13 protein-coding genes are annotated in these 14,405 nt (G+C 74.2%); 8 read left to right on the top strand and 5 right to left on the bottom strand.

Annotation, left to right across the window (positions count from 1 at the left end):
- The first annotated feature begins 123 nt into the window (after window positions 1-123).
- Window positions 124-624, top strand: a complete 501-nt coding sequence (locus ABTY61_RS41265) for a nucleoside deaminase (RefSeq protein WP_350510394.1) — start codon at window positions 124-126, stop codon at window positions 622-624.
- A gap of 118 nt (window positions 625-742) precedes the next feature.
- On the opposite strand, the gene ABTY61_RS41260 is transcribed toward ABTY61_RS41265, so the two are convergent.
- Window positions 743-1,126, bottom strand: coding sequence for a hypothetical protein (locus ABTY61_RS41260; protein ID WP_350510393.1), 384 nt, complete (start codon window positions 1,124-1,126; stop codon window positions 743-745).
- 168 nt (window positions 1,127-1,294) lie between these two features.
- Here ABTY61_RS41260 and ABTY61_RS41255 point away from each other — a divergent pair, with 168 nt between their 5' ends.
- A complete protein-coding gene (locus ABTY61_RS41255) occupies window positions 1,295-2,311 on the top strand; it encodes an alpha/beta hydrolase (protein WP_350510392.1) in 1,017 nt (338 codons plus the stop codon).
- A 112-nt stretch (window positions 2,312-2,423) separates the two neighbouring features.
- Window positions 2,424-2,975 (top strand): YciI family protein, encoded by a 552-nt coding sequence (locus ABTY61_RS41250; protein WP_350510391.1) that lies wholly within the window; start codon window positions 2,424-2,426, stop codon window positions 2,973-2,975.
- An 80-nt stretch (window positions 2,976-3,055) separates the two neighbouring features.
- Here ABTY61_RS41250 and gnd read toward each other — a convergent pair whose 3' ends face one another.
- A complete protein-coding gene (gene gnd, locus ABTY61_RS41245; protein WP_350510390.1) occupies window positions 3,056-4,522 on the bottom strand; it encodes an NADP-dependent phosphogluconate dehydrogenase in 1,467 nt (488 codons plus the stop codon).
- Between the two features lie 415 nt (window positions 4,523-4,937).
- On the opposite strand from gnd, the gene ABTY61_RS41240 reads away from it, so the two are divergent.
- Both ABTY61_RS41240 and ABTY61_RS41235 read left to right on the top strand, forming a co-directional pair.
- Window positions 4,938-6,575, top strand: coding sequence for an alkaline phosphatase family protein (locus ABTY61_RS41240; RefSeq protein ID WP_350510389.1), 1,638 nt, complete (start codon window positions 4,938-4,940; stop codon window positions 6,573-6,575).
- A 181-nt stretch (window positions 6,576-6,756) separates the two neighbouring features.
- Window positions 6,757-7,554 (top strand): NAD-dependent epimerase/dehydratase family protein, encoded by a 798-nt coding sequence (locus ABTY61_RS41235; protein ID WP_350510388.1) that lies wholly within the window; start codon window positions 6,757-6,759, stop codon window positions 7,552-7,554.
- Window positions 7,555-7,757: 203 nt separating this feature from the next.
- Here ABTY61_RS41235 and ABTY61_RS41230 read toward each other — a convergent pair whose 3' ends face one another.
- From ABTY61_RS41230 to ABTY61_RS41220, 3 genes are all read right to left on the bottom strand, one after another.
- Window positions 7,758-8,498 carry a 2OG-Fe(II) oxygenase gene (locus tag ABTY61_RS41230; RefSeq protein ID WP_350510387.1) on the bottom strand — a complete coding sequence of 247 codons (741 nt, stop codon included), beginning with the start codon at window positions 8,496-8,498 and terminating at the stop codon, window positions 7,758-7,760.
- Between the two features lie 139 nt (window positions 8,499-8,637).
- Window positions 8,638-10,326 (bottom strand): Ig domain-containing protein, encoded by a 1,689-nt coding sequence (locus ABTY61_RS41225; RefSeq protein WP_502895539.1) that lies wholly within the window; start codon window positions 10,324-10,326, stop codon window positions 8,638-8,640.
- Window positions 10,327-10,595: 269 nt separating this feature from the next.
- Complete coding sequence (locus ABTY61_RS41220) at window positions 10,596-11,831, bottom strand: M20 metallopeptidase family protein (RefSeq protein ID WP_502895538.1); 1,236 nt, start codon at window positions 11,829-11,831, stop codon at window positions 10,596-10,598.
- A gap of 248 nt (window positions 11,832-12,079) precedes the next feature.
- Between ABTY61_RS41220 and ABTY61_RS41215 the strand changes: the two genes are divergently transcribed.
- From ABTY61_RS41215 to ABTY61_RS41205, 3 genes are all read left to right on the top strand, one after another.
- Window positions 12,080-12,406 carry a PadR family transcriptional regulator gene (locus tag ABTY61_RS41215; RefSeq protein WP_350510385.1) on the top strand — a complete coding sequence of 109 codons (327 nt, stop codon included), beginning with the start codon at window positions 12,080-12,082 and terminating at the stop codon, window positions 12,404-12,406.
- Entirely contained in the window at window positions 12,403-13,326 is a 924-nt protein-coding gene (locus ABTY61_RS41210) for a hypothetical protein (protein ID WP_350510384.1), read from the top strand. The genes ABTY61_RS41215 and ABTY61_RS41210 overlap by 4 nt, the downstream gene beginning before the upstream one ends.
- A gap of 121 nt (window positions 13,327-13,447) precedes the next feature.
- Window positions 13,448-14,320 carry a DUF4184 family protein gene (locus ABTY61_RS41205; protein WP_350510383.1) on the top strand — a complete coding sequence of 291 codons (873 nt, stop codon included), beginning with the start codon at window positions 13,448-13,450 and terminating at the stop codon, window positions 14,318-14,320.
- Window positions 14,321-14,405 lie beyond the last annotated feature (85 nt).

The raw sequence follows: 14,405 nt of genomic DNA, 5'->3' as shown, positions 1-14,405 counted from the left end.
TCCCCCCCGCCCCCGCCCCCCCCCCCCCCCCCCCCACCACCCCCCCCCCCCCCCCCCCCGCCGCGGGGGGGGGGGGGGCCCCCCCCCCCCCCCCCCGCCGCCCGACCCCCCGAGGAGCACGCCGTGGACTTCGTCCAGCGCACCATCGACCTCGCCCGCCGCAACGTCGCCGAGGGTGGCCGCCCGTTCGCGACCGTCATCGTCAAGGACGGCCGGATCCTGGCCGAGAGCGCCAACAAGGTCGCCCAGACCAACGACCCCACCGCCCACGCCGAGATCCTCGCCATCCGCGAGGCCTGCACGGCACTCGGCACCGAGCACCTGACCGGCGCCACCATCTACGTCCTGGCCCACCCCTGCCCGATGTGCCTGGGCTCGCTGTACTACTGCTCGCCGGACGAGGTGGTCTTCCTCACCACCCGCGACGCCTACGAGCCGCACTACGTCGACGACCGCAAGTACTTCGAACTGGCCACCTTCTACGACGAGTTCGCCAAGGACTGGGACGAGCGCCGGCTCCCGATGCGCTACTCGCCGAGCGAGGACGCGGTCGAGGTGTACCGCCTCTGGCAGCAGCACAACGGCGGCGAGCGCCGGGTCGCGGGCGCCCCCACCGCGGGCTGAGACCACGGTGCGCGAGGTGCCCGAGCTGCCGGTGGTGATCGGGAAGGCGGCCTGGATCCGGCTGGACGAAGGCCGGCTCCCGCGCCGGTGAGCCCAGGGGCCAGTCCTCGCCTCCGGGTCAGGGCGCGGCGGGCCCGGGTAGGGGGCGGTACTCGGTGCAGTGGTAACAGTCGCAGACGGTCAGGGAGTTGGCCTGGCAGTGGGCGGTGGGGAAGTACCGTCCGGCACACGGCCCGGGATCGACCGGGGAGCCGTCCTCGGGCAGGGTGCGGCGGCAGGCGCCGCAGCGGACGGCGACCGCCACGCCCACGCGGCGTAGATCCCGTGCGGCGGGGCCCGCGAGCTCGAACGGGACCTCCGACAGGAGGACGGACGTTCCGGCGTCCAGCGCCAGCCCGCTGTGCCACAGGCTCATCCCCGTCACCGCGCGGACCGCCTTCAGCCGCACCGCACCGCGGGGCGAGGGGCCGGCCAGTTCCACAGTGAACTGCGGATCCTCCACAACCGCCACCTCCCTCCTCGTCATCGGTATGGATCGCATCCGAAGGGCAGTCAACTCCCCGCCCGGCCAACGCGCCATCGGTTTTCTCGCGCCGCTGCTCCCGACCGGGGCCGCCGTGCCGCAGTGCGGGCGGGGCTGGCAAGCTGGGCCGGACGGGGTGCCGACGGGGTGCCCCTGGGGGAGGGGGTGCTGGTGGTGGACGGTTCGGTGGTGCGGAGCGTGCCTCCGCTGGATCCGCAGGTGCGGGCCGCGGTGAAGGCCACGGGCGCGCGGGCCCGGGAAGCGCTCACCCCGGAGGGGCTGGCAGCCTGGCAGGAACGGGACGCCGGCGCCCGGCCCCGGCCGACGCTCGACCAGCTGCGCGACGGCGGCCGGTTCGAGGTGACGGAGCTGCACGCGCCACGGGCCGACGGCGAGGGAGAGGTCACCCTGGTCAGCGCGCGGCCCGCCGGGGTCCACGAGGAACTGCCGCTGCTCTACTACCTGCACGGCGGCGGGATGGTGACGGGCAACGCGTGGTCCGTCCTGCCCCGGCTGCTGCGCTCCTGGGCGCTGCCCCTGGGCCTGGCGGTGGTCTCCGTCGAGTACCGGCTGGCGCCGCGCACCCGCTTCCCGGGGGCCGTCGAGGACTGCTACGCCGGACTCGGCTGGGCGGTCGAGCACGCCGAGGAACTGGGCGTGGACGCCCGGCGCCTGGTCATCGGCGGCAAGAGCGCCGGCGGCGGGCTCGCGGCGGCCCTGGCCCTGCTGAGCCGCGACCGCGGCGGTCCGGCAGCGGTCGGCCAACTGCTGCTCAGCCCGATGCTCGACGACCGCGGCGAGACCTTCTCCAGCCACCAGATGGCCGGTCACGACACCTGGGACCGCGGCTCCAACGCCACCGCCTGGCAGGCCCTGCTCGGCGACCGCCACGGCGCCGCCGACCTCTCGCCGTACGCCGCCCCGGCCCGCGCCACCGACCTGTCCCGGCTGCCCGCCGCGTACGTCGACGTGGGCTCCGCCGAGACCTTCCGGGACGAGGCCGTCGCCTACGCCGACGCGATCTGGCGGGCTGGCGGCGAGGCCGAACTGCACGTCTGGCCCGGCGCCTGCCACGGTTTCGACACCCTCGCCCCGCACGCCGCCGTCACCCAGGACGCCCAGGAGGCCCGCACCCGCTGGCTGCGGCGCGTCCTCCAGCGGTGAAGGAGCAGCCAGCCAGCCGACCGGCCGATGACCGGCCGGCGAGCGGTCACCGACCGGCCGTCGAGGCGAAATCCACTCGACCGGGGAGCCAGAGCGAAGGGATCCTACGGGCATGGAGTTCCTCTGCTATCACCGTGACCGGCCCGGATCCCTGCCGCTGCGCGACGAACTGCTGGAAGCGCACTGGTCCTACATGGACGGGTACGCCCAGGAGATGATCGCCCGGGGGCCGACCCTCACCGACGACGGCGCTCTCCCCACCGGCAGCGTGCACATCGTCGACCTGGCCGGTCCCGCGGCCGCCCGCGCCTTCGCCTTCGACGAGCCGGGCTACCAGGCCGGGGTCTACCGGGACGTGCTGGTGCGACGCTGGCGCAACACCCTGGGCCGCACCATGTGGGAGTTCCCCGGCGGCCGGACCGGCGGCGACCGCTTCCTCGTGCTCGGCCTCGGCGCCGGACAGCCCGTCGACCTCGCCCTGCCCGCCGACCGGGACGGCCTCATCGCGTACGGGCCGCTGCTCTCCGACGACGGCACCGCCTGGCTGGGCACGGCGGCCCTGCTCCGGGCGCCGGGCCCGGACGCGGCCCGGGCCGTCCTGACCGCGGACCGCTACACCGACGTCGAGGTGCACAGGTGGCAGTTCGGCGGACGCCCGTCCTGACCTCCTGACCTCCTGACCTCCTGACCTGCTGAGGGCCTCGCGGGCCTCGCGGGCCGCGCCCCGCGGGGCCCTCGGGACGCCTACGCCCCGCGGTCCGTCCGCTCCTCGGGTCGGCCGGGCTCGGCCCAGCGGGTGTGGTAGCTGCCCGGCCGGTCGGTGCGGCGGTAGGTGTGGGCGCCGAAGAAGTCCCGCTGGCCCTGGATCAGGGCGGCGGGCAGCCGCTCGCTGCGCAGGGAGTCGTAGTACGCGAGCGCGGCGGAGAACGCGGGCACCGGGATGCCGTTCCGGGCCGCCCCGGCGACGACCGTGCGCCAGGCGCTCTGGGCGTCGGCGACCTCGGTGGCGAACTGCTTCTCCGCGAGCAGGCTGACCAGGTCGGGGTTGTCGGCGTGGGCGGCGCGGATCCGGTCGAGGAACGCGGCCCGGATGATGCAGCCGCCGCGCCAGATCTTCGCCACCGCACCGAGGTCGATGTCCCAGCCGTATTCGGCCGCCGCATCGCGGATCATCGTCCAGCCCTGGTCGTAGGCGATGACCTTCGACGCGTAGAGGGCCTGCTCGACGTCGTGGGTGAAGCGCTCCGCCTCGTCCGCTCCCAAGGCGTGGGCGGCGCCGCCGGGCAGCGGCCGGTAGGCCCGGCGCAGGGCGGTCCGGGAGGAGGCGACCCGGGCGAAGGTGGCCTGGGCGATCGCTGTGACCGGGGAGCCGAGGTCGAGGGCGGTCTGGACGGTCCAGCGTCCGGTGCCCTTCTGCTCCGCGGCGTCCTGGACGATGTCGACGAAGGGCCGGCCGGTGTCGGCGTCGGTGTGGGCGAGCACCTGGGCGGTGATCTCGATGAGGTACGAGTCGAGGCGCCCGCGGTTCCAGCGCTCGAAGACGCCGGCGATCTCGGCGGGGGAGTAGCCGCCGACCTCCCGCAGGAGGTGGTAGGCCTCGGCGATGAGCTGCATGTCGGCGTACTCGATGCCGTTGTGCACCATCTTCACGAAGTGGCCGGCCCCGTCGGTGCCGATGTGGGTGCAGCACGGCTCGCCGTCCACATGGGCGCTGATCCGCTCCAGCATGGGGCCGAGCACGGTGTAGGACTCGGCGGAGCCGCCGGGCATGATCGACGGGCCGAGCAGGGCCCCCTCCTCCCCGCCGGAGACGCCGCTGCCGACGAAGTGGATGCCGTGCTCGCGCAGCGCCTTCTCGCGGCGGCGGGTGTCGGCGAAGTGCGCGTTGCCACCGTCGATGATCATGTCGCCCGGTTCCAGCAGCGGGGCGAACTCCTCGATCACCTCGTCGGTCGGGCCGCCGGCCTTCACCATGATCAGCAGGCGGCGCGGCCGCTCCAGCGCGGCCACGAAGTCCTCCGGTGACTCCGCGGGCACGAAGGCGCCCTCGTGGCCGAACTCCTCGACCAGGGCCCGGGTCCGGGCGGGGGTGCGGTTGTGCACCGCGACCGTGTACCCGTTGCGGGCGAAGTTCCGCGCCAGGTTGCGGCCCATGACCGCCAGCCCCGTCACGCCGATCTGTGCGGAGCCGATCCGTGCGGATGCGTCCATGAGCTGGGCTTCCTTCCTCGGAGTTCTCGGACTTCTCGGGTCTCTTGGACCTCTCGGGCTTCCACGGGCCTCGGGGTCGGCCGACGGAGGGCGTGTGCGCCGACCGCGTGCCGCGCACGCGAAAGACCGCCGTGGGCGGTCGGATTCCAGGATCGCCGCCGGACCGGGCGGCCCGCCCGGGGGGTTGGGCCGTTCAGGTGCCGGGACACCGCGCCGCCGCTGCCGTACCGACCGTACACCCTCGCCAAGTGCCATGGCAGGGCCACGAATTGGTGGTCCCCAGGTAAAATCCGGACCACTCCGCGGACCGGACCGGTGCTGTTCACTTCCCGGCTGCCGCCGGTACACCGGGGCCTCCCAGCCTAGGGGCCGCACCGCCGCAGCCACCTCCCCTCCCCCTCCACAGGAGACCTCTGTGACCCGTCGTTACGTCCGACTGGCCGCCACCCTCGGCGCCGCCGGAGTGCTGGCCGGATCCACCGTCGCCCAGGCCGCCGCCGCCGAGGAGGGCCGCGGCGCCCACGCCAGGCACGTCCTGCTGGTGTCGGTCGACGGTCTGCACCAGTCGGACCTCGCCCGCTTCGTGGCCGAGCATCCGCAGTCCGCGCTGGCCCGGCTGGTCCGCGGCGGCGTCGAGTACACCCACGCCGGCACCACCAACCCGTCCGACTCCTTCCCCGGCATGGTCGCCCAGCTGACCGGTGGCGGCCCCGGCACCACCGGCGTCTACTACGACGACACCTACAACGCCGCGCTGCTCCCGGCAGGCACCACCGACTGCAAGAACGCCAAGCCCGGCGTCGAGGTCGACCTCACCGAGGACCTGGACAGGAACAAGGACGCGCTCGACGCCGGCCAGGGCCTGCCCGGACTGCCCGGCTCCATCCTCCGGATGACCGGCGCCCCGCAGACCCTGATCGACCCGGCCAAGCTGCCGGTCGACCCGCAGACCTGCAAGCCGGTCTACCCGCACTCCTACCTCCAGGTGAACACCGTCTTCGAGGTGGCCCGTCAGGCCGGCCTGCGCACCGCCTGGTCGGACAAGCACGCCGCCTACGACATCCTCAACGGCCCCTCCGGCCAAGGCATCCAGGACCTCTTCACCCCCGAGGTCAACAGCAGCGCGACCGGCTACAAGGGCGACTGGACCAAGGACAACCGGGCCACCGAGCAGTACGACTCGTACAAGGTGCAGGCCGTCCTCAACGAGATCGACGGCTACGACCACAGCCGCTCGCAGCAGGTCGGCACCCCGGCCGTCTTCGGGCTGAACTTCCAGTCCGTCTCCACCGCGCAGAAGCTGGCGAGCTCCGACGGCCTCCAGGGCGGCTACGTCGGCAAGGGCGTGCCCGGCCCGCTCGTGGAGAAGAACCTGGAGTACGTCGATCAGCAGATCGGCGCGCTGACCGCGGAACTGCGCAAGCAGCACCTCGACGGCTCCACCACCGTCATCCTCTCCGCCAAGCACGGCCAGTCCCCGATCGACCCGGCCGCGCTCAACCGGATCGACGACGGCCCGCTGCTGGACGGCCTCAACGCCGCCTGGAAGGCCGCCCACCCGGGCGCCGGCGACCTGGTCGCCCACGCGGTCGACGACGACGGCGTGCTGCTCTGGCTGAACGACCGCTCCGCGGCCGCCGGCGGGTTCGCCAAGGCCTACCTGCTGGCGCAGAGCGGCAACGGCGTCGACATCAACGGCAAGGCCCGTCCCTTCACCGCGAGTGGCGTCCAGAAGGTCTACGCCGGCCAGGAGGTCGCCCGCTACTACCATGTCGCCCCGGGCGACGCCCGGGTGCCGGACGTCTTCGGCATCGCGCAGTACGGTGTCGTCTACACCGGCGGCAGCAAGATCGCCGAGCACGGCGGCGACCACGCCGACGACCTGAACGTCCCCCTCGTCGTCTCCGGCGCGGCCACCCCGGGCGGCGTGCGCCAGGACGAGAAGGTCGAGACCAAGCAGATCGCGCCGACCATCCTCAAGCTGCTCGGCCTCAAGCCGAACGCCCTCCAGGCGGTCCGCGAGGAGCACACCCGGGTGCTGCCGGTCCGCTGACGACCGGTTTGCCCCCGTCCGCCCCCGTCCGCCCTCGACTGCCTGCGGGCGGGCGGGGGCGGTGCCGCCGAACTCCGAATAATCAAATGATCTCTGGTGCCGTGTCAGGTATGGTCGCAGCCCGTCGAACCCGGGCAGCGGTTCGACGAAGCCGTGACGAAGAACCAGGGAGACACGACGGATGGCGAACCAGCTCGGACCGGTCCTGCTCACCGGTGCCGCCGGCCGCATGGGCACCAGCCTGCGGGAGTCGCTGCCCGCCTACGGCCACCGGCTGCGCAGCTTCGACCGCCTCCCCGTGCCCGGCGAACCCGACGCCATCACCGCCGACCTCCAGGACGCCGAGGCGCTGGCGGCGGCCATGGACGGCGTCAGCGCCGTGATCCACCTGGCCGGGATCCCGGGGGAGGCGCCGTTCGCCGACATCCTGGCCGCCAACATCGAGGGCACCTACCGCCTCTACGACGCGGCCCGGGCCGCCGGCGTCCGCCGGATCGTCTACGCCAGCAGCAACCATGCGACGGGCTTCACCGAGCGGCCCGCCGACGGCGGAACGGTGCCGGTGGACGGCCCCCAGCGGCCCGACACCTACTACGGAGTCTCCAAGTGCTTCGGGGAGAACCTCGCCTCCCTGTACGCGGACCGCCACGGCATCGAGACCGTCTCCCTGCGCATCGGCTCCTTCACCGCCGAACCCCGCAGCATCCGGACGCTCGCCACCTGGCTCAGCCCCGGCGACTGGGCCCGCCTCGCCCACGCCGCGCTCACCGGACCCGTCACCGGCCACACCGTCGCCTACGGCATCTCCGCCAACACCCGCGCCTGGTGGGACCTCTCGACCGCCCGGGCACTCGGCTACCAGCCGCAGGACGACGCCGAGGCCTTCGCCCCCGCGCTGATCGCGGAACTCGGCGAGCTGTCCCCCGACGACCCGGAACACCGCTACCTCGGCGGCCGCTTCACCCAGAGCGGCCGCTGACGGGCATCGCACTCCGTCCTGGCCGCCGGCCCTGCTCTTCCGCGCTGGTGGGACGACACCGGAGGCCGCTGCGGCTGTCGCGGAGGCGACAGCCGCAGGCAGCCACGCCGATGAGGTGAGCCGGTGGGTGGAACTCACCTGTGCGGAGCCGACTTCACCCGGCCGACCTGTCGCGCCCGCCCGGGCCCCGACCTGTCGGCCTCTCAGGCGTCGTGGAAGACCAGCCCGAGGGCGTGTCGGCGTCCCGAGCGTACGGTGCTCACACCGTGCCGCACGGGACTGGCGGAGAAGCCCCGCGCCGAGCGGACCGGCCGGTCGCGGGTGGTGAAGACCAGGCCGTGGCCCTGCGGGAGGACGGTGGCGGTGCCGCGGGACTGCGCACGGGGGCGCTGTTCGACGAGGAGGAACTCGCCGCCGGTGTAGTCGGTGCCGGGTCGGTCGAGGCCGATGACGACCTGGAGCGGGAAGACGAGGTCCCCGAAGAGGTCGCGGTGCAGCGCGTTCCAGTCGCCGGGCCCGTAACGGAGCAGGATCTGCGAGGACTTGGCCTGCCCGGCCGCGTGGCACCGCTCCAGCCACTCGTCGAGGCTGTCGGGCCAGGGCGCGGGCCGGCCGAGCTTCTCCGCCCAGCCGCGGGCGATGGTGAGCAGGTGCGGGTACAGGGCCCGGCGCAGGGCGTGGACGGGCTCGGGCAGCTCGTGGGTGAAGTAGCGGTACCGGCCGGAGCCGAAGCGGTGGCGGGCCATGTCGACGGTGGTGCGGAACAGTTCGTCGCGGTCGTAGCGGGCGGCCAGCTCGCGGCATTGCGCGGGGGCGAGGAGCTGTGGGGTGAGGGCGCAGCCGTGGGCGTCGAGTTCCTCGGTGAGGGCGGGCCAGTCGGCCGCGTCGACGCGCTGCTGTGCGGGCTCAGGTGCGGGGGCGGTGGTGGCGGTTCGGGTGCTCACCGGCCCAGTCTGCGGTTCGCCGACGCGCGTCGCCGGCGGCTTTCGGACCGGAAGCTTCCGGCCGGGGCTCGGCCGGGGCGCGGGCCGGCCGCCCTCCCCACCGAGGGGAAAGGGCGACCGGCCACGGTTCAGGTCCGGGTCAGGACACGTTGACCGCGGTGTCGTCGAGGACGAAGGAGGTCTGCTTGGTGTAGTCCTCGGAGCCGCTGAACTTGAGGGTCACGCTCTGCCCGGCGTAGCCGGACAGGTTGAAGCTGTGCTGCTGGTAGCCGGTGGCCGCGTTGACGTTGGAGTAGGTCGCCAGGGTGGTGCCGTTGGCGGTCACGGTCAGCTTGTCGAAGGCGGTGGTGTTGCTGGCGGCGGTGTCGATGTGCAGCCAGAAGCTGAAGGTGTAGCTGCTGCAGCCGGTCGGGAGGGTCACGGTCTGGGCGAGGGTGTCGGTGTTGGTGCTGCCGTACCCGTCGAGCCAGGCGTCGTAGGTGCCGGAGTGCGGCGGCTCGCTGGAGCTGCTGTTGATGGTGCTGGTGCCGCTGGTGTTGGTCTCGGTCCAGCCGGCCGTCGAACCGGCCTCGAAGCCGGGGTTGGTGAGCAGCTGGGCGGCGGTGCAGCCGCTGCCGCCGCCGGTGGGCTGGACGGTCCAGGTGAAGGTGACGGAGGAGGACGGGCCGGTGGAGTCGGTCGCGGTGGCCGTCACGGTGGAGGTCCCGGCGGTGCTGGGGGTGCCGCTGATCAGGCCGGTCGCGGCGTTGAGGGAGAGGCCGGCGGGCAGGCCGGAGGCGCCGTAGCTCAGGGTGCCGCCGGCGGTGTCGGTGGCGGCGAGCTGGAGGCTGGTGGCGGTGCCGGCGGTGGCGGTGCGGGCGCCGGGGTTGGTGAGGGTGACGCTGCCGGTGGTGCTGCCGCTGCCGCCGGCGGCGAGCCAGGCGGTGGCGTTGAGGCCAAGGGCGGCGTCGGTGCCGGCCGGGTCGTTCCAGCCGTCGTAGACGGTCTTGCCGGGCTCGCCGGTGCCGTCGTCGATGGCGGAGCTGTCGCCCCAGAGGGCGACCCGGCCCTTGCCGAAGCTGCTGGTGGCGAAGAAGGCGCCGGTGGTGCCGGAGTAGCCGGTGCGGTAGACGATGCCCTTGACGGCGGGGTTGTCGGCGGGCTTGAGGGTGAAGGTGGTGCCGTTGCGGATGATGCTGCCGGTGACGGTGCCGAAGGGGCCGTGCAGGACGGGGTCGGCGGCGTCGTTGATGGCGGTCGGGTTGTCGGTCTGGATGTTGAGCAGATCGACGGAGAGCCCGAACGGGTCCTTGTTGTTGACCGAGTTGGTGGTCATCAGGTCGTTGATGATGGCGGGGGAGTCCCAGCCGTCGTTGTTGCGGTCGCTGCCGGTGTGGTCGGAGATCAGGAACAGCCCGCCGCCGTTCTGGACGAACGTCATGACCGCGGTCTTCTCGGCGTCGCTGAGCCGGATGTTGGGCTCGGGCAGGACGAACTCGTCGAAGTTGGCGAGGTCCAGCGCGCCGCCGGTGCCGTAGGTGATGGTGGAGCCGCTCGGGAGGGTCTTGAGGCTGTACTGCCCGGTCTTCTGGAGGGCGACGCCCCAGCTGGAGATGGCGCCGGTCCAGTCCGTCTCGGACTGCGGGTTGGCGTTCTCGGCGAGCGGGTCCGGCTGGCTGGTGCTGATGATCCAGTCGGCGTTGCCGGCGGTCTCCGCCTTGCTGTTGTCGAACAGGACGCGGTGCTGGGTGGCGGTGGCGGCCGCGGTGGCGGCCGCGGCCCCGGTCGTCGTCGTGGCCGTCGAGGCCGCCGCGGCCGGGTGGGGGGCGGCGCTCGCGACGGCGAGCACGGTCAGGGCGGCGGCGCCGAGGGCGAGCGGGCGTATCGCGTCGATGCGTCTGAACACGGGTCAAGTCCCTTGGGGTGTGGGGGCACAGGAGTGAGCTACGCGCGTAGGCGCGGTGGCACCGTCCCATGGTGAGGTAAGCGGAGCTTGAACGGAACACGACGATCCAGGGCAATGTGTCGCCGCCGGCCGCCGCCCGTGGCGGCCTTCACGGCGGCGACACCGGCCGGGCACCGGACCCCCCGAATCACCCCCCGATCCCGGGCCGGGCTTTACCCGCGGGCCAGCCTCCCCAGGGCCAGGCCGGCCAGCAGCGCGGCGCCGTCGCCGAGGACGTTGTCGTCGAACTCGGCCTCGGGGGAGTGGTTGTAGGGCGCGGTGAGCGGGTCGCGGCCGTCGTCCGGGACGGCGCCGAGCAGCAGGTACGCCGACGGGACCAGCTCGCCGACCACGCCGAAGTCCTCCGAGCCGGCGATCGGTTGGGGCATCTCGACGTACCGCTGCGCCCCGAACAGACGGGCCGCCAGACCGGCCGCGAAGTCCGCCTCCACGGGGTCGTTGACGGTCACCGGGTAGCCGGGCTCCACCTCGGCCGCCGCCTCCAGCCCGTGGGCGGCGGCGATCCCGTGGACCACCCGCAGCGCCTCGGTGCGCACCAGCTCGCGCGAGCGCGGTGAGATGGAGCGGATGGTCGCCTCGAACCGCGCCTCGTCGGGGATGATGTTGGCGGCCGTACCGGCGGAGAACGTGCCGACGGTGAGCACCACCGGGTCGAAGGCGTCGATCCGGCGGGTCACCATCGACTGGAGCGCCAGCACCGTCTCGCAGGCCGCCGGGACGGGGTCGAGCGCCGCGTGCGGGCTGGAGCCGTGGCCGCCGCGCCCGCGCAGGGTGACCCGCAGGGTGTCGGAGGCGGCGAGCACCGCGCCGGGGCGGGTGGTGACCATCCCGTTGGGCAGTATGGCGGAGGCCACGTGCAGGGCGTAGGCGGCCACCACCCGCTCCCCGGCCGCCTCCAGGACGCCCGCGTCCACCATCAGCCGGGCGCCGTCCGCCCCCTCCTCGCCGGGCTGGAACATCAGGACCACGTTCCCGGCCAGTTCCGCGCGCCGCTCGGCCAGCAGTCGAGTGGCCCCGACCAGCGCGGCCATGTGCAGATCGTGCCCGCAGGCGTGCATCGTGCCGGGGATCCGGGAGGCGTACGGCAGTCGTGCGCTCTCCTGGACCGGCAGCGCGTCCATGTCGGCCCGCAGCAGCACGTTCGGGCCCGGGCGTCCGCCGCGCAGCACCGCCGTGATCGAGCTCAGCCCCTTGCCGAGGGTGAGCTCCAGGGGGAGGCCGTCGAGCGCGACGAGCAGTCGGTCCCGGGTCCTGGGGAGTTCCAGCGCGAGCTCCGGCTCCTGGTGCAACTCCCTCCGGAGAACGGCCAGTTCAGGCTGCAGGCGGGCGGCTGCGTGGAGCAGTTCGGGCAGCCCGAGTCGCTCCCACGGAGCGGCGGACGCGGACAGGTCGGACACGGGGACCTCCAGGTGCGGGTGGACCGGGGGAAGCCGGGGGCGGCTGGATCCATGATCGGAGCTTGCCCGCCCCGATCGGCCCCGGCACACGGACCCGCCGTGAATCCGGTCCGGGTGGCAGGAATCACCCGGCCCGGGGCCGGCTCGGGTTCCGCGCGGCGGCCGGGGCGCGGCCGGCGTCCGGCCTCGTTGAGATAGTCCGACGGAGTGACTATCTTCATGGGGTGAGTGAGCGTGTGATGCAAGAACCCACCGTGATGGTCCTGACCGCCCTCGCGGACGCCCCCCGACACGGCTACGCCATCGCTCAGGAGATCAAGGCGATGACCGACGGCCGGGTCGCCCTGCGCACCGGAGCCCTGTACGGGGCGCTGGACCGCCTGCTGGCCGACGGTCTGATCGACGTCGAGCGCGAGGAGGTCGTCGACGGCCGCGCCCGACGGATCTTCACCCTCTCCCCGTCCGGCCGCGAGCGGCTGGCCGCGGAGGCGGAACGCCTGGCGGCGACGGCGCGGGAGGCCACCCGCCGCCTGTCCGCGGTGCGGCCGGCGGCGACCGGCACATGATCGAGCACCTGCTGCGCCTCTACCCCGCCGCCTACCGGCGCGCCCACGGTGAGGAGATCGCCGAGGCCCATCGCGAGCTGACCGCCGGCGAGCCGCTGCGTGTGCGCGTGCGGGATGCGGCGGAGCTGGCGGCGCACGCGCTGCGGCTGCGTGCGGGGCTGGGGCCGGCCGCGCCCGTCGCGCGGCTGCTCGGGGCGGCGTACCCGCTGGTCCTGGCCGCCTCGGCCACCGCCTGCGGTCTGCACCTGCTGCGCTGGTACACCGCCCTGGTCACCTCGCCCACCCCGTGGGGACTGCAGCTCCGGTCCGACCTGTCGGGGGCCTGGGGCGCGCTGCTCGCCTCCTCGCTGCTGGTGTTCGCGGGAGCGGCGGGCGCCCTGGCCGGACGGTGGCGGGCGGGTGTGCCCTGCACCGTGGCCGGGCTGCTCGTCTTCGCGGCGGCCGCGGTGGCCAGCGGACCCGCGTTCGGCGACCCGGTCGCCACCCCGGCCGCCGCCGTCCTGGCGGCGGCCGTGCTGCTCGGCTGCCCGCCGGACCGGCGCGGCGAGGCCGTCGCGGCGGGCCGGGCGGCCACGGCCGGGGGCGTGATCGCGCTGGTCCTGGTGCCCCGGGCCGCCGTCGACGCGCACCTCGTGCCCGGGGTCAGCACCGACTACGGATGCTGGCCGCTGCTCGTCCTCGCCGCGGCGGGAGTGGTGACGGCCTGGCGCGGCAGGTCGCCCGGCGGTCGTGGGCCGGCGGCGACCGCGCCGGCGGCGACGGTCCTCGCGGCGACGGCGCTGGCGGCCCCACCGTTGCTCGCCCAGGCCTGCGCCACGGCCTGGGGCGATCCGACCGCGCTCGCCTGCCTGGCGGCCGTCCTGGTGGCGGGTGCCACCGGCGTCCTGCTCGCCGGCCGCTTCGGCAGGGTCCCGCGCTGAACCGTCCGACCCTGCCGAGCGGCCCCGTCCGGGTCGCACGGCAGGTTCATCGCGCACGTATTACTCCGTTTGACGTAGCATTCCGTTCAACGGACTATCAGGTCCGCGCGAAAGGATGCCCATGCCGTTCACCCTGTCCCACCCCGCAGCCGTCCTGCCCCTGCTGCGCACGCCGTTCAGCCGGGCCGCGCTGGTGGCCGGGGCCGTCGCACCGGACATGCCGTACTTCCTGGTCGCCACGGGCCTGCCCGTCAGCGCCCAGTCCTGGTACGAACCCTTCGCCAACGCCACCACCACCCACACCCTGCCCGGCGCCCTCACCATCGGCCTGCCGTACACCCTCGCGCTGTGGGTGCTCCTCCTGGCGGGCCGCCGCCCGCTGGCCGCCCTGCTGCCGCTGCCCGCCCTCACGCCCGTCGATCACCCGGCCCGGACCGCCGGGGTGGTGGTCCGGCGGGCCGGCTGGGTCCTGCTGTCCGCGCTGATCGGCCTCGCGACCCACCTGGTCTGGGACTCCTTCACCCACTACGACGGCTTCGTGGTCGCCCGCGCGCCCTGGCTGAACAGCACCCTGGCGGGCAGCCTGACCTGGGCGCGGGCGCTGCAGCACGTCAGTACCATCGGCGGCCTGGCCGCCATCGCCGGCTACGGCTGGCGGCGGCGGGACCGGCTGCGCACCGGCGTCCTCCCGACCGGACCCGGCGCCGGGCGCCGCCGCCGTGTGCTGCTCGCCCTGGCGCTGTGCGCGGCCGCCGGAGCCGTCGCCCACGCCGGGTGGTGGCTGGTCGGGCCGCAGGCGCCGTCCGGTCGGCCGCTGGACGCCGCGCTCGAAGGGGTGCTGTCCGACGCGGCCAAGGGCGCGGGCGCCGGGCTGATCGCCGCCCTGGCGCTGTACATCACCGCCTGGTGGGTTCGCCGCGCCGTCACGGCGGCGCGCGGTCGCGCGAGCGCCACCGAGCACGAGGCCGCCGCGCGGTCCGGCACCGCCGCCTGACAGTGAGGATGTTCATGAGCGGTTCCCGGGCGGGTCTGACCCACCGCCTGACTGACCTCGGGTCCTCAACGGGATCTGTCGGCCT

Origin of the sequence: Kitasatospora sp. NPDC096128 (genome assembly GCF_040303105.1) — a bacterium.
Taxonomy (GTDB): Bacteria; Actinomycetota; Actinomycetes; order Streptomycetales; family Streptomycetaceae; genus Kitasatospora.
This window is presented reverse-complemented; position numbering and strand designations above follow the sequence as displayed.